At 64.6% G+C, this 20,101-nt stretch carries 19 protein-coding genes and 1 pseudogene; 9 read left to right on the top strand and 11 right to left on the bottom strand.

Features of this window, described 5'->3' with window-relative positions:
- The first annotated feature begins 173 nt into the window (after positions 1 to 173).
- The 5 genes and pseudogenes from BCY78_RS20645 to BCY78_RS20625 all read left to right on the top strand — a co-directional run bounded on the left by BCY78_RS20645 (position 174) and on the right by BCY78_RS20625 (position 5,440).
- Complete coding sequence (locus BCY78_RS20645) at positions 174 to 1,094, top strand: LysR family transcriptional regulator (protein WP_068305612.1); 921 nt, start codon at positions 174 to 176, stop codon at positions 1,092 to 1,094.
- 147 nt (positions 1,095 to 1,241) lie between these two features.
- Entirely contained in the window at positions 1,242 to 2,270 is a 1,029-nt protein-coding gene (mgrA, locus tag BCY78_RS20640) for an L-glyceraldehyde 3-phosphate reductase (protein WP_068305611.1), read from the top strand.
- 396 nt (positions 2,271 to 2,666) lie between these two features.
- A pseudogene (locus BCY78_RS20635) lies at positions 2,667 to 3,779 on the top strand (IS5 family transposase).
- 71 nt (positions 3,780 to 3,850) lie between these two features.
- Positions 3,851 to 4,843 carry an acyltransferase family protein gene (locus tag BCY78_RS20630; RefSeq protein WP_068305609.1) on the top strand — a complete coding sequence of 331 codons (993 nt, stop codon included), beginning with the start codon at positions 3,851 to 3,853 and terminating at the stop codon, positions 4,841 to 4,843.
- Between the two features lie 75 nt (positions 4,844 to 4,918).
- The gene (locus BCY78_RS20625) at positions 4,919 to 5,440 is read left to right on the top strand and encodes a lipocalin family protein (RefSeq protein ID WP_068305607.1); all 522 of its coding nucleotides are present in this window, start codon (positions 4,919 to 4,921) and stop codon (positions 5,438 to 5,440) included.
- Between the two features lie 11 nt (positions 5,441 to 5,451).
- Here the strand turns inward: BCY78_RS20625 and BCY78_RS20620 are convergent, their stop codons facing one another.
- The 3 genes from BCY78_RS20620 to efp are packed head-to-tail and all read right to left on the bottom strand — an operon-like array spanning position 5,452 to position 7,060.
- Positions 5,452 to 6,060, bottom strand: a complete 609-nt coding sequence (locus tag BCY78_RS20620) for a CDP-alcohol phosphatidyltransferase family protein (RefSeq protein WP_068305606.1) — start codon at positions 6,058 to 6,060, stop codon at positions 5,452 to 5,454.
- Between the two features lie 16 nt (positions 6,061 to 6,076).
- The gene (locus BCY78_RS20615; RefSeq protein ID WP_068305605.1) at positions 6,077 to 6,493 is read right to left on the bottom strand and encodes an META domain-containing protein; all 417 of its coding nucleotides are present in this window, start codon (positions 6,491 to 6,493) and stop codon (positions 6,077 to 6,079) included.
- Between the two features lie 3 nt (positions 6,494 to 6,496).
- The gene (gene efp, locus BCY78_RS20610) at positions 6,497 to 7,060 is read right to left on the bottom strand and encodes an elongation factor P (protein ID WP_068305604.1); all 564 of its coding nucleotides are present in this window, start codon (positions 7,058 to 7,060) and stop codon (positions 6,497 to 6,499) included.
- A 216-nt stretch (positions 7,061 to 7,276) separates the two neighbouring features.
- On the opposite strand from efp, the gene BCY78_RS20605 reads away from it, so the two are divergent.
- A complete protein-coding gene (locus BCY78_RS20605) occupies positions 7,277 to 7,597 on the top strand; it encodes a DUF6280 family protein (protein ID WP_068305602.1) in 321 nt (106 codons plus the stop codon).
- A gap of 81 nt (positions 7,598 to 7,678) precedes the next feature.
- Here the strand turns inward: BCY78_RS20605 and BCY78_RS20600 are convergent, their stop codons facing one another.
- Both BCY78_RS20600 and BCY78_RS20595 read right to left on the bottom strand, forming a co-directional pair.
- Positions 7,679 to 8,482, bottom strand: coding sequence for an alpha/beta fold hydrolase (locus BCY78_RS20600; RefSeq protein WP_068305600.1), 804 nt, complete (start codon positions 8,480 to 8,482; stop codon positions 7,679 to 7,681).
- Positions 8,482 to 9,081 (bottom strand): 2-hydroxychromene-2-carboxylate isomerase, encoded by a 600-nt coding sequence (locus BCY78_RS20595; protein WP_068305599.1) that lies wholly within the window; start codon positions 9,079 to 9,081, stop codon positions 8,482 to 8,484. The genes BCY78_RS20600 and BCY78_RS20595 overlap by 1 nt, the downstream gene beginning before the upstream one ends.
- 94 nt (positions 9,082 to 9,175) lie before the next feature.
- On the opposite strand from BCY78_RS20595, the gene BCY78_RS20590 reads away from it, so the two are divergent.
- Entirely contained in the window at positions 9,176 to 10,192 is a 1,017-nt protein-coding gene (locus BCY78_RS20590) for a ribose-phosphate pyrophosphokinase (RefSeq protein WP_068305598.1), read from the top strand.
- 268 nt (positions 10,193 to 10,460) lie between these two features.
- On the opposite strand, the gene BCY78_RS20585 is transcribed toward BCY78_RS20590, so the two are convergent.
- The 6 genes from BCY78_RS20585 to BCY78_RS20560 all read right to left on the bottom strand — a co-directional run bounded on the left by BCY78_RS20585 (position 10,461) and on the right by BCY78_RS20560 (position 16,546).
- Positions 10,461 to 10,880, bottom strand: coding sequence for a F0F1 ATP synthase subunit epsilon (locus BCY78_RS20585; RefSeq protein WP_068305593.1), 420 nt, complete (start codon positions 10,878 to 10,880; stop codon positions 10,461 to 10,463).
- A gap of 23 nt (positions 10,881 to 10,903) precedes the next feature.
- Positions 10,904 to 12,319 (bottom strand): F0F1 ATP synthase subunit beta, encoded by a 1,416-nt coding sequence (gene atpD / locus BCY78_RS20580; RefSeq protein ID WP_068305591.1) that lies wholly within the window; start codon positions 12,317 to 12,319, stop codon positions 10,904 to 10,906.
- 19 nt (positions 12,320 to 12,338) lie between these two features.
- Positions 12,339 to 13,208 (bottom strand): F0F1 ATP synthase subunit gamma, encoded by an 870-nt coding sequence (locus BCY78_RS20575; protein ID WP_068305590.1) that lies wholly within the window; start codon positions 13,206 to 13,208, stop codon positions 12,339 to 12,341.
- 23 nt (positions 13,209 to 13,231) lie between these two features.
- Complete coding sequence (gene atpA / locus BCY78_RS20570; RefSeq protein WP_068305588.1) at positions 13,232 to 14,770, bottom strand: F0F1 ATP synthase subunit alpha; 1,539 nt, start codon at positions 14,768 to 14,770, stop codon at positions 13,232 to 13,234.
- The gene (locus tag BCY78_RS20565) at positions 14,770 to 15,330 is read right to left on the bottom strand and encodes a F0F1 ATP synthase subunit delta (RefSeq protein WP_068305586.1); all 561 of its coding nucleotides are present in this window, start codon (positions 15,328 to 15,330) and stop codon (positions 14,770 to 14,772) included. Before BCY78_RS20565 ends, atpA begins: the two co-directional genes overlap by 1 nt.
- Before the next feature lie 436 nt (positions 15,331 to 15,766).
- A complete protein-coding gene (locus tag BCY78_RS20560; RefSeq protein WP_068305585.1) occupies positions 15,767 to 16,546 on the bottom strand; it encodes a class I SAM-dependent methyltransferase in 780 nt (259 codons plus the stop codon).
- Positions 16,547 to 16,630: 84 nt separating this feature from the next.
- On the opposite strand from BCY78_RS20560, the gene gloB reads away from it, so the two are divergent.
- Positions 16,631 to 17,383: a hydroxyacylglutathione hydrolase gene (gene gloB, locus BCY78_RS20555; RefSeq protein ID WP_068305584.1), complete on the top strand. Its 753-nt coding sequence runs from the start codon at positions 16,631 to 16,633 to the stop codon at positions 17,381 to 17,383.
- 214 nt (positions 17,384 to 17,597) lie between these two features.
- A complete protein-coding gene (gene clpA, locus BCY78_RS20550) occupies positions 17,598 to 19,916 on the top strand; it encodes an ATP-dependent Clp protease ATP-binding subunit ClpA (RefSeq protein WP_068305583.1) in 2,319 nt (772 codons plus the stop codon).
- Positions 19,917 to 20,101: the final 185 nt, after the last annotated feature.

Here is a 20,101-nt window from a genome sequence, read left to right as displayed (position 1 = left end):
GTTGGAACGGTCTCGCTCTGGCGCAACGGAAGGTAGACGCCGATAAAGATTGGCGTTCTTTGCCAATCCCCGGCCACATTCGCTGCTGTGCAGACCTGCGCCGCCGCAGCTGATCACGGATGGCCGAGCTTATGGCTTGAAGCGCGACAGCTTGCGCCATGAAAGGATGATGCATGCGCAATCGAAACCGGGCCCTCCTCGCAGACCTCGATATCTTCGTGACCATTCTCACGCATGGCAGCATGAAACGCGCCGCCGTGGAGCTAGGGGTCAGCGTCTCGGCATTGAGCCATCGCATGCGCAAGCTGGAGGATCAGGTCGGCGTGCGGCTGCTTAACCGCACGAGTCGCTCACTTTCGGCGACGGTCGCTGGAGAGCGTCTGGCCGAGCAGTTGACAGCAGGATTTATCACGATCGACGAAGCCCTCACGTCGCTGGCGCGGCAGCGAGACAATCCGGCAGGCCGTCTGCGAATAAACCTTCTGCAGGATGCCGCACGGCTGCTCGTCACTCCGGTTCTTGCCCAATATTCTAGGGCTTTTCCAGACGTTAAGCTTGAAATTCATGCCGATGACCTGATGGTAGATGTAGTTGCCGAAGGGTTTGATGCTGGCATACGCTATGGCGACCGCGTGCCCCTCGACATGGTCGGCGTCGCCCTCAGCGAGCCGACACGATGGATCGTCGCAGGCTCCGACGCGTTGATTGCTACCGTCGGGTTGCCATCAACGCCGGAAGACTTGCTCAAGCTCCCATGTATCGAGATCGAGCTTGGAGATGGGAACTCCTACGCCTGGGAACTCGGCAACGATCCCACCATGACACGTTTGGCCGTTCGCGGACCGGTGCGTGCGAATGGAACGGCGCAGATCGTCGCCATGGCGATCGAGGGATTGGGCTTTGCCTATGTCCTTGAGACCGCAGTGTGCCGCGAACTGCAGGATGGTCGCCTGCGCGTCGTGCTAGATGGATGGGCCTCGGAAGGGCCGCCCTTCACCATTTACTATCCAAGCCGTCGCCAGACGCCGCCGGGGTTGCGCGAACTCATCAACCTCATCCGCAGAGATCAGGGCCTTTCCGCTCTCAGCGGTTGAAACCGCACGTACAAAATTCTGACTCTGGCCAGGATTTTGTTGAGAAATTCTCAATGAAGCATTGGCATCCCTCACCATCGCTTTAAGATACTCCCGAGGCTATCTTGCCATCAGCAAAAGTTCCGTCGCAACGACAAGGATGACAAGATGACCTACCAGCCAGCATCGGACCGATACCAGAGCACGATGAGCTATCGTCGCGCAGGCAATAGCGGCATTGACCTTCCGGCGATTTCGCTTGGCCTTTGGCAGAACTTCGGCGGCAACGACGATCTCGACATGGCCACTGCGATTTTGCGCCGCGCGTTCGACCGCGGCATCACGCACTTCGATCTTGCCAACAATTACGGCCCGCCGCCGGGGTCCGCCGAAAGTTTCTTCGGTGAGGTGCTCGCAAGAGATTTCTCCCGCCACCGGGACGAAATGATCATCTCGACCAAGGCTGGCTGGCAGATGTGGGACGGACCCTATGGTGGCATAGGCGGCAGCCGGAAGTACCTGGTTGCAAGCCTTGATCAATCTCTGCACCGGATGGGACTCGATTACGTTGACATCTTCTACTCACACCGCGTCGACCCGACGACGCCCCTCGAGGAAACCATGGGCGCCCTTGCGCACCTGCACCGGCAGGGCAAGGCCCTGTACATCGGCATTTCGAGCTACTCGCCCGAACTGACGCGCAAGGCCGCCGCGCTTCTGCGCGAAGAGCGCGTGCCGCTCTTCATACACCAGCCGAACTATTCGATGTTCAACCGGCGCATTGAGCACGGGCTTCTCGACACGCTCGAGGACTTGGGCACGGCATGCATCGCCTTTTCACCGTTGGCTCAGGGCCTTCTCAGCAACAAGTACCTGCACGGCGTCCCAGAGAGCGCCCGCGCCGGACGTGGCGGGTTTGACAAGGGGCTGATCACAGATGAACTTGTTGGGCGCATTCGGTCGCTCAACACGATCGCCGGACGCCGTGGTCAGACCCTGGCACAGATGGCCATCGCTTGGGCTCTGCGGGATCCCCGAGTTACGTCGGCCCTTATCGGCGCACGGACGGTTGAGCAGCTCGACAATTCTCTCAGCGCGCTTGAAAAGATGGAGTTTGAGGCAGAGGAATTGGCCGAAATCGAATTGCATGCCAAAGATGGCAACATCGACTTCTGGCGGGTCTCGAGCGACCTCTAATGCGCGAGAACGCGGCCAGGGAATTTCCTACGTCCAAACGCCGCTCGCAACCGTGCCGTCCTGCTCGTGCAGGGCGGCACTGCGACTGAGATGGTCTCGATGGAGAGGCCACAAGGCTTGGATTAGCAACTGCGTGCGACACCGCAGCGAGAGTCCGGAAAGTCCGCACTGCTGACCTCGGCGTGCCAGACCTTGCTGCACGAAGCCACAGATGGCCGTTTGGGGAAGCCGCGCTGCCGCGGAGCCAACTTGGCGAGCGTCTGGAGAGGGCCGCTAGCGGTCATGCGCGTTTTGGGCGTGAAGCCGACTGAAGGCGATGAGGCATAGCATCTGGGCTCTGTTGGACAAACTCTATGAGAGTTTCATCTCGTTGATCCAGTGCGGTAGCTGAGATGCCTGAGCAGACCGACACCCACGATCTACAGGACCAGAAACTGGCCTGCCGACAATAAAGCGCTCAAGCGCCGGGGCTCGCTGACGATCTGGTTCGACCCCGAAATGAGCTTGGATGCCGCGCCGACAGGCAGGCGTGGCCGCCAGCAGACCTACAGCGATGGCGCCCTTCAGGCGTGCCTTTCGATGACGGTGCTATGTGGCATGGCGCTCAGGCAGACGACCGGCGTCGTCGAGAGCTTGCTGCAGTTGGTTGGCCTTGACTGGACGGTGCCTGACGTCAGCACCCTGTCCCGCCGCCAGAAGACCCTGGTTGTGAACATCCCCTACCGCGGCTCCAAAGAGCCACTGCACTTGCTGATCTACAGCACCGGCATCAAGGGCGAAGGCGAGTAGCACGCCCGCAAGCTTGGCGGCCCGATACGGCGCGTCTGGCGCAAGATCCATCTGGGGATTGATGAGGAAACGCCGGAGGTTCGGGCCATGGAGATCACAGCGAGCCACATCGGCCCCTCTCGGCAGCATGCTGAGCATGCGCCAGCCGGGGAATGGATGCGCCGGCGTTGCCGACCTGCTCAAACGGATCCCGGCGCACGAGCAGATCGGCAGCGTCACCGCCGACGGTGCCGACGACACCCGCAAAGGCCACGATGCCATCGCTGACCGCGGCGCCCGCGCGCCCGGACACTCTCTCGAACCGATGGCGTTCGCGTCCTCGCTCCGCCCCGCAAGAACGCCAGACCGTGGAGGACAGTCACCGCCGGCGCGGTCGCACGAAACGAAGCATTGCGGGCATCGAAATCCCTCGGTCGTGCCCTCTGGCGACGATGGAGCGGAGACCACCGCCGAAGCCGCGTCGAGACGAAGATGCGCTGCGTGAAACTTCCGGGACAGCGTCTCATCGCAAGGGACTTCGACCGACAGGTCGCCGAGCATCAGGTCTGTATCGCCATTCTGAACGGCGACTCCGCACTTGGCATCCCGGTGACAAAGGCCGTGGGAGGGGTCTGTCCGGGGAAAGGGCAACCCCGCCCATCAGCTCTTTTGTACAACAGAGCCGTTCATCTCCCGTCTCTGCCTTCGTTGTCACAACTTCCGCGGCAGGCGCGTGGCTGATCCCCGCTCTGCGCATAAAACGCCCCGCCGCTTTCCCATTTCCGCCCCATTCACACGCGAAACTTCAAGGCATGACCCGCATCCATGCCGTCGATCTGCTGAAAATCCTCATTGCGTCCTGCGTTGTCTGGGCGCATGCCGTGCTGTTGGGCGGGCATATCACCCCCACGAACTACCTGATCGGCCAAGGGCTGGTGCGCAATGCGGTTCCCTGCTTCGCCTTGATCTCGGGCTTTCTGTACTTCGGTACGCGCGCCAAGGGGAACACGCGGCGCTGGCTGACGGTGCTGACCTGCGCCTATCTGTTCTGGGCTCTGGTCTATCTGCCGATCTGGCTGGACGGCACCATGTCGATGCGTGCGCTTCTGGGCAACCTCGTCTTCGGCCCGATCCACCTGTGGTACATGGCCGCCCTGATCCTGGCCGTCGGCATGCTGCATGCCGTCCTGTCCTTCGCTCCCAACGAGGACGCCGCGCATCGCTGGCTCAAGATCACGGCGGTGGCGGGCATCCTGTGTGGCTTCAGCCTTCAGGCCGTAGATTTCTTCTCGCCCTTGGACCTGCCGCTGAACGCCTACCGCAATGGCGCCTTCCTGGAATATCCCTATGCCGCCATCGGCTACCTGATCGCCGCGAAACTGCGCCGTGAGGGGTTGGAGAGCCTTCCCCGCGCCCGCACTCTCTGGCTGATCGTCGCGGGCCTTGCGGTCCTGCGGATGGGCGAAGCCTTGCTGTCGCTGCAGTTTGCCGGCCTCAGCCCCGCGGCGCCGCCGGAATTCCCGCCGCTCGCCGTCGGCTTCATCATCGCCCTGTTCCTGGCCGTCCTGCGAAGCCCGGTCCCGCCGATGCCGCCGGCACTGGGCCTCGTGTCGATGTTCATCTACTTCCTGCACTACCTCGTGCTGTTGGTGATGCTGTATCTGGGGCTGAACCAGATGTGGGTCATGGTCCCGGCGGGCATCGTGCTGCCGACCGTCGCGGCTTTGGTGCTTGTGCGCCTTCTGCGGGAACCGATGCTGCCGCGCCTGCTGCGCAACGCCTTCCCCTCCCGGCACCGCTGGTAACACCGCATCCGGCCCTTGAGGGGGGCTCCTCGCGCGCTAGCTCTCTGGCAACCCCGGTGGCCTACAGGACGCGCGATGATCCCCAGCCTGCTCTCTCCCCTGCGCCTGACGCTCGGTAGGACCCTGCCCCGCGCACCCGCCGAGGCACGCCGTCCGCACGCGACGTCGAGCGCCGCGATGGCGCTGTCCGGCCGCTGGTACGAGATCGCCCGCAGCCCGGCGACGCGCGAGACCGATCGCTTCGCGGCTACGGTGGACTACCGCTGCCACGCCGATGGCTCGTTGACGGTGACGCGCGTTGGCCGGGTTGGCTCGCTTGCGGGCGCGCAGGACCGCCAGCAAGGTCGCGCGACGCCCGAGGGCAACGGACGCTACCGGCTCGCCTATGGCCCCACCCTGCCGTTCCTGCGGCAAGAACACAGCCTGATTGCCCTTGACGAGGCTGCAGGGCTGGCCGTCGTCGGCGATCCCGGCAAGGGTTGCTTCTGGCTGCTGTCGCGAGAGCCGCACCCGCCCGGCGCCGCGCTGGCCTTTGCTCAGAACGCGTTGGCCGACCAAGGCCATGATCCGGCGTTGGAGCGTGCGGTTCAGCCCTGACCGGCGGCCGATCAGTCGCGGAACAGGTCGCGGGCCATGGCCACACGGCCCAGCGTGGTGACCGCGCAAAGCCCGGCAAAGAGCCACGCGAGCGGCGCGAAGGCACCGGGCCAGAGGCAGAACAGCACGAAGAACAGGATCGTCTCGGACCCCTCCAGCAGCCCGCCGGAATGGTACCAGCTCTTGCGGCCCCGGACCTCGGTCGAGAGGCCGCGCTTGGCGGCGAGGATCGCATAGCCGAGGAACGAGGCCCCGTTCACATAGAAGGCCGCCAGCAGCGCCGCACCGGCCACGGCATTGGCAGCGGGATCGGCCCAGACGAACCCCAGCGGGATCGCGGCGTAGAACAGGAAATCGGCGAGGATGTCGTAATAGCTGCCGAGGTCACTAGGCCGCGTTGCCCGCGCCACCGCCCCGTCCAGCCCATCCGCCAGACGCGACAGAAGAATCAGTCCCAGCCCGGACAAGGGGGCGCCAAGGGCGATGGCCACAGCGGCCATGAGGCCCAGCAACAGGCCCACCAAGGTCACAAGGTCAGGATGGATCCCCGCGCGCGCCAAGGCCCGTCCCAAGGCATTCAGCGGCGAGTCGATCAGCGGGCGCAGATGACGGTCGAGCATCGCGCTGGCGCCGCCCTCAGGGCTGCAGCAGGGCGCGCAGCACCGGACGGGCATCGCGCAGCAGCTGAAGCTCGGTGCCGGCGCCTTCGACGTCGGTGAAGCGCCAGTCGTTCACCCGGTCCATCGCGGCGGTGAAGCTGGCCTCCAGCTCACCACGGCGGCCGGGACAGGCCATCCGGGTCATCGCCAGCCCGCCGAAGCTGAGGCCTCGTGTCAGGTCATAGCTGCCGGAGAACCGGTTGCAGCCGCTGTTGCCGCTGATCCGGCCCGCGTTGAAGCTGACAACCACGTTGTCGGAGGGGGCGATCTCCGCCCCGTCCAGTTCGATCACCTGCCACGCCCCGTCAGGCCCCAAGCGAGGCCCCAGATCGCCGGCCATCGCCACTGAGGACAGCAGCGAGAGGGCCAGCGCCAGGGAGGCAGCCGCGCGCATGGATCAGGCGCGTTCCGAGTATTCGAAGGTCTCGGTGTGGACGACGATGTCCTCGTCCTGCGCGATGAACGGCGGGACCATGATGCGCACGCCGTTGTCGAGGATCGCAGGCTTGTAGCTGTTGGCCGCGGTCTGACCCTTCACCACCGGCTCGGTCTCGACGACCTTGCACACCACTTTCTGCGGCAGCGAGACGTTCAGGGCCTCGTCGCCATAGTATTCGATGGTGACGGTCATGCCGTCCTGCAGGAACGGGCGACGGTCGCCCAGCAGGTCAGCCGGCAGTTCGATCTGCTCGAAGGACTCGCTGTCCATGAAGGTCAGCATGTCGTCGGCCTCGTAGAGGAACTGCTGGTCCTTCTGTTCCAGACGCACCTGCTCGACCTTGTCTTCCGAACGGAAGCGCTCGTTCAGCTTGCGGCCGTCGCGCAGGTTCTTCAGTTCCACCTGTGCAAAGGCGCCGCCCTTGCCCGGTTTCACATGGTTGACCTTGACCGCAGCCCAAAGGCCGCCGTCATGCTCGAGGATGTTGCCGGGGCGGATTTCGTTGCCGTTGATCTTGGCCATGAGAAAACTCTGTGAGAAGCGTTGAGATCGTTTGTCCAGAGCCTATATCTTGCGGGGTCCAGCCGCGCAAGCCAAGCGAGGGCGTGTAACGTTCCGCTAACAGTCATGCACCATAAGCATGACGGCCATGCAAAAGATCGGTAGCGAATCGGATGCTGTTATCGGTAAAGAGGCGGACGCCAGAAAATGCAAGACCAAGAATAAAAGGACGGTAACATGTTCGACTCCGTGGATGGCTCGGCTTACAACCACGAGCAAGGCTCGCGCGCGCGCAAGCTGTTTGCTGCTGTGGTGCTGGCTGCCTTGGATGACGCCATCGCCGACGACAAGAAATATGGCAACGGCCCCGAGCAGATCGCCCGCTGGGCGCGCTCGCGCGATGGCCGCGAAGTGCTGACCTGCGCCGGGATCGACCCCAACGAGCGCGTGGTGTCGGGCCTCATGCAATTTGTCGCCGCCGGTGTGCGCACCTCGGTTGCTCTGTCGCGTGAAGAAAGCGAACGCCGCATGGCCGCCGCTCTCTCCGAGGCTGCCTGATCCAAGTCTGCCCGCAAGGGCACCCAATGGAAAACCCCCGTGCCTTCCGGCGCGGGGGTTTTCCGTCGTTCCGATCTCGCCTCAGGTCAGGCTGGGTTCCAGCAACCCCACGCGCTGCATCCAATCGCCGATGATACCTGCTGTCTGGGTCGGATGGGTGATCGGCACCATGTGCCCGGCACCGTCGATCACCTGCGCCTCCGCCTGCGGCAGCTTTCGCGCCAACTCCCTGATTGTCGCGTGAAAAATCGGCGTGGTGCCGCTGCCGGCCAGCAACAGAACGGGGGCCGCGAACCCCTCCATCACACCGGGCGCCCTGAGGTTGCCGCTGTCCTCGAACAACCCCAGCCCAGTCGCAGCGACCAGCCGCATCTGCGCCGCCATCACCGCCTGGATGGCCGGCGGCAGACGGTCGAAATCCGGCGAGCCGGGATTGAGCCCGAGGAAATGCCGCGCCGCATCGTCAAGCCGGCCCTCAGCCACGGCGGCATGCAGCGGCGCTTCGCTGGCGCGGTAGGGCGCGTATTCCGGCTGCCCCTCGGCCACGGCAAAGAACACCGGCTCGATCAGCACCAGCCCCGTCACCTGCCCCGTATTGTGCAGCGCGTAACGCAGCAACGAGGCCGCGCCGAAACTATGCCCCACGAGCAGCGACGGACGCTCGATCAGCGCGCCCAGAGCCTCCGACACAGCGGCATGAAAGTCGCCGGGCTCGGCGGGCATCGGGCTGCGGCCATGGCCCGGCAGGTCGGGCGCCAGCGCGTCCAGCGGCACCGGCAGAGCCTCCAGAAGCGCCTTCCAGCTGCCCCCGTGACCGAGGAAGCAATGCGCCATGAGCGCCGGCAAGCCACCGGCAACGCCAAGCCGCCGGCTATGCAGCTGCATCAAAGCTCGCCTGCCAGATACAGGTTTAGATCGTCCATGCGGTCCTGGCCCCAGAAGTGCTCAGTTCCGTCCACCACGAAGAACGGAAAGCCGAAGACCCCGGCTGCTACGGCATCCTCCAGATTGCGGCCGTAGATCTCGGCCCCGGTCAGCATGCCGGACATAGCCAGCCCCGGGTTGAAGCCCGCGTCCTTGAGGGCGGCGGTGATCACTTCGTCCTCGGCGACGTTCTTGTCCTCGGCCCAGCAGGCGCGCGTCAGCGACTGCACGAGGGCGTGGATATCGCCGCCCCCGGCCTCTTGCGCGGCGATGATCGCATAGGCGGCGGGCGCCGGGTTGGTCGGGAAGAAGGCCGGCTGGATGTTGAACGGCAGGCCCGATTTCTTCGACTGGCGGCGCAGTTCCTGCAGCCGATAGGCGCGGCGGCTTTCATGACGCTCGTTCAGCATCAGGCCGCCGGTGCGCGCGAACAGGGCGCTGGGATCGACCGGCTTGTAGCGCAGCTGGGCGCCGTGGGCGGCGGCGATCTCGACCGCGCGGTTGCCCACCAGATAGGTCCAGGGCGAGACCACGGTCAGGTAGTAGTCAATCTGTCGCATAAGCATTCCCCCCTTGCCCTGCTGGGTTTGCAAGACCCTATCCGGGTGATAAGCGGTGTCAACCGCGCGAATCCCCGCCCCATCCGAGGTTGATATGCCCGCCATGACCGAACCCAAACTCATTGCCGGCAATGCCAACAAGCCGCTGGCCACGGCCATCGCGCGCCGCATGTCGCTGCATCGCGGCATGCAGGTCAGCCTCTGCGATGCCCGCGTCGAGCGCTTCAACGACCAAGAGATCTTCGTCGAGGTCTACGAGAACGTCCGCGGCGAGGATATGTACATCATCCAGCCGACCTCGAACCCGGCGAACGACAACCTGATGGAGCTGCTGATCATCGCCGACGCGCTGAAACGCTCCTCGGCCGCACGCATCACCGCCGTGATCCCCTATTTCGGCTATGCCCGTCAGGATCGCCGCGCCAAGGCCCGCACGCCGATCTCGGCCAAGCTGGTCGCCAACCTGATCACCGAAGCCGGCATTGACCGCGTCCTCACGCTCGATTTGCACGCGACGCAGATCCAGGGCTTCTTCGACATCCCGGTGGACAACCTCTACGCCGCGCCGATCTTCGCGCTGGACGTGCTGCACACCTTCAAGGACAGCCTCGAGGACGTGATGGTCGTCTCGCCGGACGTCGGCGGCGTGGCCCGCGCCCGCGAACTGGCGAAGCGGATCAACGCGCCGCTGTCGATCGTCGACAAACGCCGTGAGAAAGCCGGCGAAGTGGCCGAGATGACCGTGATCGGCGACGTGACCGGCAAGAAATGCATCATCGTCGACGACATCTGCGACACCGCCGGCACGCTCTGCAAGGCGGCCGAGGTGCTGATGAACGCTGGCGCGACCGAGGTTCACAGCTACATCACCCATGGCGTCCTCTCGGGCCCGGCGGTGGAGCGGATCAAGAACTCCGTGATGAAATCGCTGGTGATCACGGATTCGATCGCGCCCACCGAGGCCGTCAAGGCCACGCCGAACATCCGCATCGTCCCGACCGCGCCGATGTTCGCCCAGGCGATCCTGAACACCTGGAACGGAACCTCGGTCTCGTCGCTCTTCGACATGGAGACGCTGACGCCGATCTACGAAGGCTTCTACAGCCGCTGACCCACCGGCCAAGCCTCGACCTTCCCCAAGGGCGCCCCTCACCGGGCGCCCTTCCTCATTCCCCCACACGCCCCCCCTCTTTGTGCCTCAAATATCCTGGGGGGTGAGGCCGCAGGCCGAGGGGGGCAAAGCCCCCCTTCCTGTTTTCCGGTCGCCCGAGCCCTCGGCGCCGCAGGCGTCGCGGGCGAGGGCGAAACCCCTCCCCTGCCCCCAAGACGTGAAAAAGCCCCGCTCAAGGGCGGGGCTTCTCCAAAATCGTGTCGCGCGATCAGAAGTTCGGCACGTTCGGGTCCAGCCCGATATGCGTACCCATCGCCACCATGTCCGACAGCAGCTTCGCCGCGTCGTCAACCACCGTGTGATGCGCTTCCTTGTGCGCCTTGTGCGCCTCGGCGACCCAGTCGTCGATGACGCTCTGGGTCACTTCGCCCTTCGGCAGCGACCGTTCGGCCAGCACCGAGACGCCTTCCGGCGAGATCTCGGCGAAGCCGCCGGTCACGGCGAATTCGGTCACCTGACCGTTCGACGTCACCTTCAGGACGCCCGGACGCAGGGTCGTGATGACCGCTGCGTGGCCGGGGCCGACGGTGAGTTCACCGTCGGTGCCGGGGATCTGGACCTCGGTGGCCTGGGCGGAAAGGAGTTTCCGCTCGGGCGACACCAGGTCAAACTGCATCGTGTCGGCCATGAGGCCCTCCTCTGCGTCTCAGATCAGGCGGCGGCGGCCAGGCGCTGCGCCTTGGCGATCGCCTCGTCGATGTCGCCGACCATGTAGAAGGCGGCTTCCGGCAGGTGGTCGTATTCGCCCGCAACCACGGCCTTGAACGAGGCGATGGTCTTCTCGAGCGGCACCTGAACGCCGTCCGAACCGGTGAACACTTTCGCCACGTCGAACGGCTGCGACAGGAAGCGTTCCAGCTTACGGGCGCGGGCCACGGTCAGCTTGTCCTCTTCCGACAGTTCGTCCATGCCGAGAATGGCGATGATGTCCTGCAGCGACTTGTAGCGCTGAAGCACCTGCTGAACGTCGGTCGCAACCTTGTAGTGCTCTTCGCCGATGATCTGCGGGTCGAGCAGACGCGAGGTCGAGCCCAGCGGGTCCACGGCCGGATAGATCCCTTTTTCCGAGATCGAGCGGTCGAGAACCGTGGTGGCGTCGAGGTGAGCGAACGAGGTCGCCGGCGCCGGGTCGGTAAGGTCGTCGGCGGGCACGTAAACGGCCTGCACCGAGGTGATCGAGCCGTTCTTCGTGGAGGTGATGCGTTCCTGCATCGCGCCCATGTCGGTGGCCAGCGTCGGCTGGTAGCCCACGGCCGACGGGATACGACCCAGCAGTGCCGACACTTCCGAACCCGCCTGGGTGAAGCGGAAGATGTTGTCGACGAAGAACAGCACGTCCGAGCCGGTGTCGTCACGGAACTGCTCGGCCAGGGTCAGACCCGACAGGGCGATCCGCATACGGGCCCCCGGCGGCTCGTTCATCTGGCCGTAAACCAGGGCGATTTTCGACTCTTCGAGGTTATCGATGTTGATAACGCCCGACTCGATCATCTCGTGATAGAGGTCGTTGCCCTCACGGGTACGCTCGCCCACGCCGGCGAAGACCGACACGCCCGAGTGCACTTTGGCGATGTTGTTGATCAGTTCCATGATGAGAACCGTCTTGCCCACGCCGGCGCCGCCGAACAGGCCGATCTTGCCGCCCTTGGTGTAGGGGGCCAGCAGGTCGATGACCTTGATGCCGGTGACGAGGATCTGCGATTCCGTCGACTGGTTTTCGAAGGTCGGGGCCGGCTGGTGGATCGCGCGGGTCGCGGTCGCGTTGACCGGGCCCTTTTCGTCCACCGGCTCACCGACGACGTTCAGGATGCGGCCCAGGGTGGCGGTGCCAACCGGAACTTCGATCGGCGCACCGTTGTCGGTGACCGTCTGGCCGCGGACCAGACCTTCGGTCGAGTCCATGGCGATGGCGCGAACGGTGTTCTCGCCGAGGTGCTGGGCGACTTCCATCACCAGCGCCTTGCCGTTGTTGTCGGTGGTCAGGGCGTTCAGAATCGCGGGCAGGTCCCCATCGAACTGAACGTCGACCACGGCGCCGATCACCTGCGTGACTTTGCCTTGTGCCATTATGTGTTTCTCCGGTTCCTCAGAGCGCCTCGGCGCCCGAAATGATCTCAATCAGTTCGTTGGTGATGACGGCCTGACGGGTACGGTTGAACTCGATCGTGAGCTTGTCGATCATCTCGCCAGCGTTGCGGGTGGCGTTGTCCATCGCGGACATCTGCGCACCGTTGAACGAGGCGTTGTTCTCGAGCAGGGCTGCAAAGATCTGGGTCGCGACCGAACGCGGCAGAAGATCGGCGAGGATCGCCTCTTCCGACGGCTCGTAATCGTAATCCGTCTCCAGGTCGGCCGCTTCTGCGACCGGGGCCGGGATCACCTGCTGTGCGGTCGGGATCTGGGCGATCACCGACTGGAAGCGGGCGTAGAAGATCGTCGCAACGTCGAACTCGCCTGCATCGAAGCGCGCCAGGAGGTCCTGGGCGATCGAGCGTGCATTGCCGTAGCCGATGCGACGGACTTCCGACAGGTCGACGTGACCGATCATCAGCGCGCCGAAGTCACGGCGAAGCTGTTCACGGCCCTTCTTGCCGACGGTCAGGATCTTGACCGTCTTGCCCTGCGCCTGCAGCTCCAGGATGCGAGTCCGCGCCAGCTTGGCGATGGAGGAGTTGAAGCCCCCGCAAAGCCCACGCTCGCCGGTCATGACGACCAGGAGGTGCACCTTGTCCTCACCCGTGCCGGCCAGAAGGCGCGGCGCGGTCGAGGAGCCGGCGACCGAAGCCGCCAGGCCGTTGACGACCGATTCCATCCGCGCGGCGTAGGGCCGCGCGGCCTCGGCTGCTTCCTGGGCACGGCGGAGTTTAGCCGCCGCGACCATCTGCATGGCCTTCGTGATCTTCCGAGTGTTCTTCACACTCGTGATCCGGTTTTTCAGGTCCTTGAGGTTAGGCATCTACCGATCCTCTCGTCCCGCCCTCAGGCGAAATCTTTCGCGAATTCATCCAGGGCTGCGCGGATCTTGTCTTCCAGCTCGCCTTTCACCTTACGGTCGTTGTTGGTGATGTCGGCCAGCAGGTCGGCATGTTGGGTGCGCAGGTGGTTCAGCAGCCCCTTCTCGAAGCGGCCGACTTCCTTGACGGCGACCTTGTCGAGATAGCCGTTGGTACCCGCGAAGATCACGCAGACGATCTCGGCGTTGGTCAGCGGCGAGTATTGCGGCTGCTTCATGAGCTCGGTCAGACGGGCACCACGGTTCAGCAGCTTCTGGGTCGCGGCGTCGAGGTCCGAACCGAACTGGGCGAAGGCGGCCATTTCGCGGTACTGAGCCAGTTCCAGTTTCACCGGGCCGGCAACCGACTTCATGGCGTTGGTCTGAGCCGACGAACCCACGCGCGACACCGACAGACCGGTGTTCACGGCCGGGCGGATACCCTGGTAGAACAGTTCGGTTTCCAGGAAGATCTGGCCGTCGGTGATCGAGATCACGTTGGTCGGGATGAAGGCCGACACGTCGCCGCCCTGGGTTTCGATGATCGGCAGAGCGGTCAGCGAGCCCGAGCCGAAGTCTTCGTTCAGCTTCGCCGAACGCTCCAGCAGGCGGGAGTGGAGGTAGAACACGTCGCCCGGATAGGCTTCACGGCCGGGCGGGCGGCGGAGCAGCAGCGACATCTGACGATACGACACAGCCTGCTTCGACAGGTCATCGTAGATGATCAGGGCGTGCTTGCCATTGTCGCGGAAGTATTCGGCCATCGCGGTCGCGGCGTAGGGCGCGAGGAACTGCATCGGCGCGGGGTCCGAAGCGGTCGCGGCGACGACGATCGAGTAGTCCATCGCGCCGTTTTCTTCCAGCTTCTTCACCAGCTGGGCCACGGTCGAACGCTTCTGACCGATGGCGACGTAGACGCAATACAGCTTCTTCGACTCGTCATCGCCAGCGGCGGTGTTGTACGACTTCTGGTTCAGAATGGTGTCGAGCGCGATCGCGGTCTTGCCGGTCTGACGGTCGCCGATGATCAGCTCGCGCTGGCCACGGCCGACGGGGATCATGGCGTCCACGGACTTCAGGCCGGTGGCCATCGGCTCGTGCACCGATTTCCGGGGGATGATGCCCGGGGCTTTGACGTCGGCGATGCGACGCTCGGAGAAGACGATCGGGCCCTTGCCGTCCAGCGGGTTGCCGAGACCGTCGACGACGCGGCCGAGCAGGCCTTCGCCGGCGGGCACGTCCACGATGGACTTGGTGCGCTTGACGGTGTCACCTTCTTTGATGTCACGGTCCGAACCGAAGATAACGATACCGACGTTGTCGGTTTCGAGGTTCAGGGCCATGCCGCGAATACCACCGGGGAATTCGACCATTTCACCGGCCTGCACGTTGTCCAGGCCATGGACACGGGCGATACCGTCCCCGACCGAGAGAACGCGACCGACTTCGGCGACTTCGACTTCCTGGCCGAAGTTCTTGATCTGCTCCTTGAGGATCGCAGAGATCTCAGCTGCTTGGATACCCATTATCCGACCTCTTTCATGCTGTTCTGGAGGGCCGCGAGCTTGGATCGGATCGAGGTGTCGATCATCTTCGAGCCCACTTTGACGATCAGGCCACCGATGAGGGCTTCATCGACGGCGACATTCAGTTTCACTTTCTTGCCGACGCGCTCTTTCAGCGTCGCGGCCAGCTGGTCCGCCTGTGCCTTGGTCAGGACCTGCGCCGAGGTGACGTCCGCGGTCACTTCGCCCTTTTCGTCGGCGATCATGCGACGCAGTTCGGCGATCAGGGCGGGCAGCGCGAACAGGCGGCGGTTCTGGGCCATCATGCCCAGCGCGCCAGCCGTCGACTGCGACAGGTTCATCTTCGCGGCAAGGGCGCTTACCGCCTTGGCCAGTTCCTCGCGGCTGTAGACCGGCGACGTCAGCACGCCACGCAGATCGGCGCTGTCGTTCAGAGCGGCCTCAAGCGTGTCGAGATCGGCTTCGAGCGCGGCCAGGGCCGAGCTCTCTTTCGCCAGGTCGAAGACGGCGGTGGCATAGCGGTTCGCAATGCCAGTGGAGATCGAAGCAGGTTCGGACACTTCCACCCTTTCGAGTTTGTGCGCCCTCCGACCTCGCGCAAGGTCCGGGCTGGTCTGGGTGCTCGTGGAGTTGCGCGGCACCTCAAATCGGCGCGGGTGTAGCAGAGCATTCCCCGTCCGGCAACCATCAAGGAGACGTGAAATACCCCCTTGTTAGCGCTTATCCGGGGCTAGCCGGGACAGAATGTCGCACAGGCGTCGATTTGCTGATGTTACAGGCCGCCGCGGCGCAGCGGCAAGCCCCGTGAAAGCCCCGGAATCGGGTCGGATTTCGGCAGCCCGTGCGCGCGAAATCATACGCGCGCACGCGCGTATTAAGAATCGCGGGATAGATTCGTGAGAGATTCGGCTTCTGGTCGTGACTTGTGGTTTACGCCGCGCGCCGTCTCACACCCGCATCGCCGCAGCGCAGCATCAGCCCGGTGAAACGCGGCTGTCACGCCGGCCCGTCACCCTCGCCCGGGCCCTGCCGCCAGGCCGGTTGCGCACCGCTCACCGGGATCCCCTCGAGCACCCGCAGGGGCCGCCGCTCGGCCACCTTCAGACCGCGCGGAGTAACCATGTCGCGACGCATCGCCTCGACCATCAGGACACCGCCCAGACGCTCGGGCGCCCATTTGCGGCCGGCCTTCTCCATCGCCCGGGCCGAGCGCAGCCAGAACCGCTTCGGCGAGGGCGGGAAGAAAAGCGCCGAGGCATGGGCCGGGCTGACGAACCCCGCCTCGCCCAGAAGCCGCTCGATTTGGCCGCGGGAATAGGGCCGACCGAAACCGAAGGGCGTCCGGTCCGACCGCGCCCAGAGCCCGTTGCGGTTGGGCACCACGATCAGCGCCCGCCCGCGCGGCGAGAGAACGCGGTGCATCTCGTCCAGAAGGGCCAGCGGCGTCTCCGAGGTCTCCAGCCCGTGCATCACCACCAGCCGGTCCACGCTGTCATTGGCGAGGGGCCAGCGGGCCTCGTCGCACAACACGGAATGGTTGGGGCCGTCGGCGGGCCAGTTCATCACGCCCTGCGGCCCCGGCATCAGGCCGATCACCCGTTCGGCCACGCCCAGGAACGGCCGCAGCAGCGGCACCGCGAAGCCATAGCCCGCCAGTGTCAGGCCGCGGGTATCGCCCCAGCGTTCGATCACCCGGTCGCGCACGCCCTTCTGTGCCGCGCGCCCCAGCTGGCTGCGGTAGTAGAAGTCCCTCAGATGATGCACGTCGAGATGCATTGAACCTCGGTCAGGCCTGCGACAGACTGCACCCTGCCCCATCGCAACCGCTTTGCAAAGCCCGCGAATGCCGCAGGAGAATCCATGGCCATCGAGATCATCCGCTGTCTCAAGGACAATTACGCCTACCTCGTCCACGACGAGGCCAGTGGCGAGACCACCCTCATCGACGCGCCGGAATCCGGCCCGATCCTCAAGGCCTTGGCCGACAAGGGCTGGTCGCTGACCCGCGTCTACATCACCCATCACCACTGGGATCACGTCGATGGCCTCGCCGGGGTTCTGGCGGCCGCGCCCGCCCCCGTCTATGGCGCCAAGGCCGATGCCCATCGCCTCCCGCCCCTCGATCACGCGTTCGAGCCGGGCGACAGCCTGCCCGGCGGGGCTGAGGTGCTGGACGCGCCCGGTCACACGCTGGGCCATGTCGCCTTCCACTATCCGGCGCTGAAGGCCCTGTTCACCGCCGACAGCCTGATGACGCATGGCTGTGGCCGCCTGTTTGAGGGCACGGCCGAGGACATGTTCAACGCCATCGCCCGCTTCGACGCCCTGCCCGGCGAGACACGGATCCTGTCCGGCCACGACTATGCGCAAGCGAACCTCGATTTCGCCGCACGCTATGCCCCGGACCCCGAGGCGCTGGCCGCCCGTCAGGCCGAATTGCCCCGTCTGGCGGCGGAAGGGCTGCCGACGACGGGAACAACCCTTGAAAGTGAACGCCGGTTGAACCCATATCTGCGCTGTCACCTTTCGCAGGTGGCCGACGCTGCCGGCGTCCCGGGTGCCTCGCCCCGCGAGGTTCTTGCACAGATCCGTCTTCAGAAGGACAATGCCTGAGCGAGCGCAGCCGTTGCGCGCCCGCAACGCAACGCCTGAAAAGACGGCAAACTGAAACGTGACGCAAAACCTTCGCAGAAAACACTTGAAGCGCCGGCGGGAAAACCAAAGTTTAATCGTATGGCCCCATCCTAGGATGGCCCGGATCGACCGGGAACGCTCCGGTCGCTCCGCCTCTTGCGGCAGATGCCGCGTAACTTGAAGGAGCAAGAACGTGCCCTCGTTTTCCGCGACCCTTGAACAGGCGATCCACGGTGCGCTGGCCCTGGCCAATACGCGCCGGCACGAGCTTGCCACGCTGGAACATCTGCTGCTGGCGCTGATCGACGAACCCGAGGCAGCCCGCGTCATGCAGGCCTGCAACGTGGATCTCGACGAGCTGCGCAAGACGCTCGACGATTTCATCGATGACGATCTCTCCACGCTGATCACCAATGTCGAAGGCTCCGAGGCCGTGCCCACGGCCGCCTTCCAGCGGGTGATCCAGCGCGCGGCGATCCATGTGCAAAGCTCGGGCCGCAATGAAGTGACCGGTGCCAATGTGCTGGTCGCGATCTTTGCCGAACGCGAATCCAACGCCGCCTATTTCCTGCAAGAACAGGACATGACGCGCTATGACGCGGTGAATTTCATCGCCCATGGCGTCGCCAAGAACCCCGGCTTCTCCGAGGCGCGCCCCGTGTCGGGCGCCGAGGAAGGCCAGGGCGAGCCGCAACAGCCCAAGACCGATCCCAAGGATTCGGCGCTGGCGAAGTACTGCGTCGACCTCAACGCCAAGTCCCGCAAGGGCGACGTCGATCCGCTGATCGGCCGTCATGCCGAGGTGGAGCGCGCGATCCAGGTCCTCTGCCGCCGCCGCAAGAACAACCCGCTGCTGGTGGGTGACCCCGGCGTGGGCAAGACCGCCATCGCCGAAGGTCTGGCCAAGAAGATCGTCGACGGCGAAACGCCTGAGATCCTCGCCGGTTCGACAATCTACTCGCTCGACATGGGCGCGCTGCTGGCCGGCACCCGCTATCGCGGCGACTTCGAGGAGCGTCTGAAAGCGGTGGTGAAGGAGCTCGAAGATCACGAGGATGCCGTCCTCTTCATCGACGAGATCCACACCGTGATCGGCGCCGGCGCGACTTCGGGCGGGGCGATGGATGCCTCGAACCTGCTGAAGCCCGCGCTTCAGGGCGGCAAGCTGCGTTGCATGGGCTCGACCACCTACAAAGAGTTCCGTCAGCACTTTGAGAAGGACCGCGCGCTGAGCCGCCGGTTCCAGAAGATCGACGTGAACGAGCCCTCGGTCGAGGATTCGGTCAAGATCCTCATGGGGTTGAAGCCCTATTTCGAAAAGCACCACGAGCTGCGCTACACCAATGATGCGATCCGCACCGCGGTCGAGCTGGCCTCGCGCTACATCAACGACCGCAAACTGCCGGACAAGGCGATCGACGTGATCGACGAAGCCGGCGCGGCCCAGCATCTGGTGGCGGAATCGAAGCGTCGCAAGACCATCGGTCCCAAGGAGATCGAGGCCGTCGTGGCCAAGATCGCCCGCATCCCGCCGAAGAACGTGTCCAAGAACGACACCGAAATGCTGCGGGATCTGGAAACGACCCTCAAGCGCGTGGTCTTCGGGCAGGACTCGGCGATCGAGCAGCTCAGCTCGGCGATCAAGCTCGCCCGGGCCGGCCTGCGCGAGCCCGAGAAGCCGATCGGCAACTACCTCTTCGCGGGTCCGACCGGCGTCGGCAAGACCGAGGTGGCGAAGCAGCTGGCGAATACGCTGGGTGTGGAACTGTTGCGTTTCGACATGTCGGAATACATGGAGAAACATGCGGTTAGCCGCCTGATCGGTGCCCCTCCGGGCTATGTCGGCTTCGACCAGGGCGGGCTTCTGACCGATGGCGTTGACCAGCATCCGCATTGCGTGCTGCTGCTCGACGAGATCGAAAAGGCCCACCCGGATGTCTACAACATCCTCTTGCAGGTCATGGACCACGGGAAACTCACCGACCACAACGGCCGGCAAGTGGACTTCCGCAACGTGATCCTGATCATGACCTCGAACGCGGGCGCGGCCGAGCAGGCCAAGGCGGCGATCGGCTTCGGTCGCGACCGGCGCGACGGCGAGGATACGGCCGCCATCGAGCGGACCTTCACGCCCGAGTTCCGCAACCGTCTGGATGCGGTGATCAGCTTCGGCCCGCTGGCCAAGCAGACCATCTTCAAGGTCGTCGAGAAGTTCGTGCTGCAACTGGAAGCCCAGCTGATGGACCGCAACGTGACCTTCGAACTCACCGACGAGGCCGCGGCCTGGCTCGGCGAGAAGGGTTACGACGACAAGATGGGGGCCCGCCCGCTGGCGCGTGTGATCCAGGAGAACGTCAAGAAGCCGCTGGCCGAGGAGCTGCTGTTCGGGCGCCTCACCAAGGGCGGCCTCGTGCGGGTGGTGGTGCGCGACGACAAGATCGCGCTCGAATGCGAGGAAGGTGACAAACCCCGCCTCTCGGGTTCGAAGCCGCCGCTTCTCACGGCGGACTGACCTGCCGACAAGCCAAAGGAAAAGGCGCCCTCCGGGGCGCCTTTTTCGTTCCAATCTCGCGGCTTGCCTCCCTGCGCCCATCCCCCCTCTCACCTTGTCGCAAATACTCAGACGCGGTCACCACCACCACCACTATCTGCAATACAAACACCCCCGCCCCGTCTCTTATACCCATCCACGAGCTC

This window comes from Pararhodobacter sp. CCB-MM2 (genome assembly GCF_001691415.1).
GTDB lineage: Bacteria > Pseudomonadota > Alphaproteobacteria > Rhodobacterales > Rhodobacteraceae > Pararhodobacter.
Note: the sequence above shows the minus strand (reverse complement) of the source record. Positions and strands in the feature narration are given on the sequence as shown.

Coding starts and splice junctions, on each gene's coding strand:
- BCY78_RS20645 (WP_068305612.1), top strand. CDS start 174: ATGCGCAATCGAAACCGGGCCCTCCTCGCAGACCTCGATATCTTCGTG.
- mgrA (WP_068305611.1), top strand. CDS start 1,242: ATGACCTACCAGCCAGCATCGGACCGATACCAGAGCACGATGAGCTAT.
- BCY78_RS20630 (WP_068305609.1), top strand. CDS start 3,851: ATGACCCGCATCCATGCCGTCGATCTGCTGAAAATCCTCATTGCGTCC.
- BCY78_RS20625 (WP_068305607.1), top strand. CDS start 4,919: ATGATCCCCAGCCTGCTCTCTCCCCTGCGCCTGACGCTCGGTAGGACC.
- BCY78_RS20620 (WP_068305606.1), bottom strand. CDS start 6,060: ATGCTCGACCGTCATCTGCGCCCGCTGATCGACTCGCCGCTGAATGCC.
- BCY78_RS20615 (WP_068305605.1), bottom strand. CDS start 6,493: ATGCGCGCGGCTGCCTCCCTGGCGCTGGCCCTCTCGCTGCTGTCCTCA.
- efp (WP_068305604.1), bottom strand. CDS start 7,060: ATGGCCAAGATCAACGGCAACGAAATCCGCCCCGGCAACATCCTCGAG.
- BCY78_RS20605 (WP_068305602.1), top strand. CDS start 7,277: ATGTTCGACTCCGTGGATGGCTCGGCTTACAACCACGAGCAAGGCTCG.
- BCY78_RS20600 (WP_068305600.1), bottom strand. CDS start 8,482: ATGCAGCTGCATAGCCGGCGGCTTGGCGTTGCCGGTGGCTTGCCGGCG.
- BCY78_RS20595 (WP_068305599.1), bottom strand. CDS start 9,081: ATGCGACAGATTGACTACTACCTGACCGTGGTCTCGCCCTGGACCTAT.
- BCY78_RS20590 (WP_068305598.1), top strand. CDS start 9,176: ATGCCCGCCATGACCGAACCCAAACTCATTGCCGGCAATGCCAACAAG.
- BCY78_RS20585 (WP_068305593.1), bottom strand. CDS start 10,880: ATGGCCGACACGATGCAGTTTGACCTGGTGTCGCCCGAGCGGAAACTC.
- atpD (WP_068305591.1), bottom strand. CDS start 12,319: ATGGCACAAGGCAAAGTCACGCAGGTGATCGGCGCCGTGGTCGACGTT.
- BCY78_RS20575 (WP_068305590.1), bottom strand. CDS start 13,208: ATGCCTAACCTCAAGGACCTGAAAAACCGGATCACGAGTGTGAAGAAC.
- atpA (WP_068305588.1), bottom strand. CDS start 14,770: ATGGGTATCCAAGCAGCTGAGATCTCTGCGATCCTCAAGGAGCAGATC.
- BCY78_RS20560 (WP_068305585.1), bottom strand. CDS start 16,546: ATGCATCTCGACGTGCATCATCTGAGGGACTTCTACTACCGCAGCCAG.
- gloB (WP_068305584.1), top strand. CDS start 16,631: ATGGCCATCGAGATCATCCGCTGTCTCAAGGACAATTACGCCTACCTC.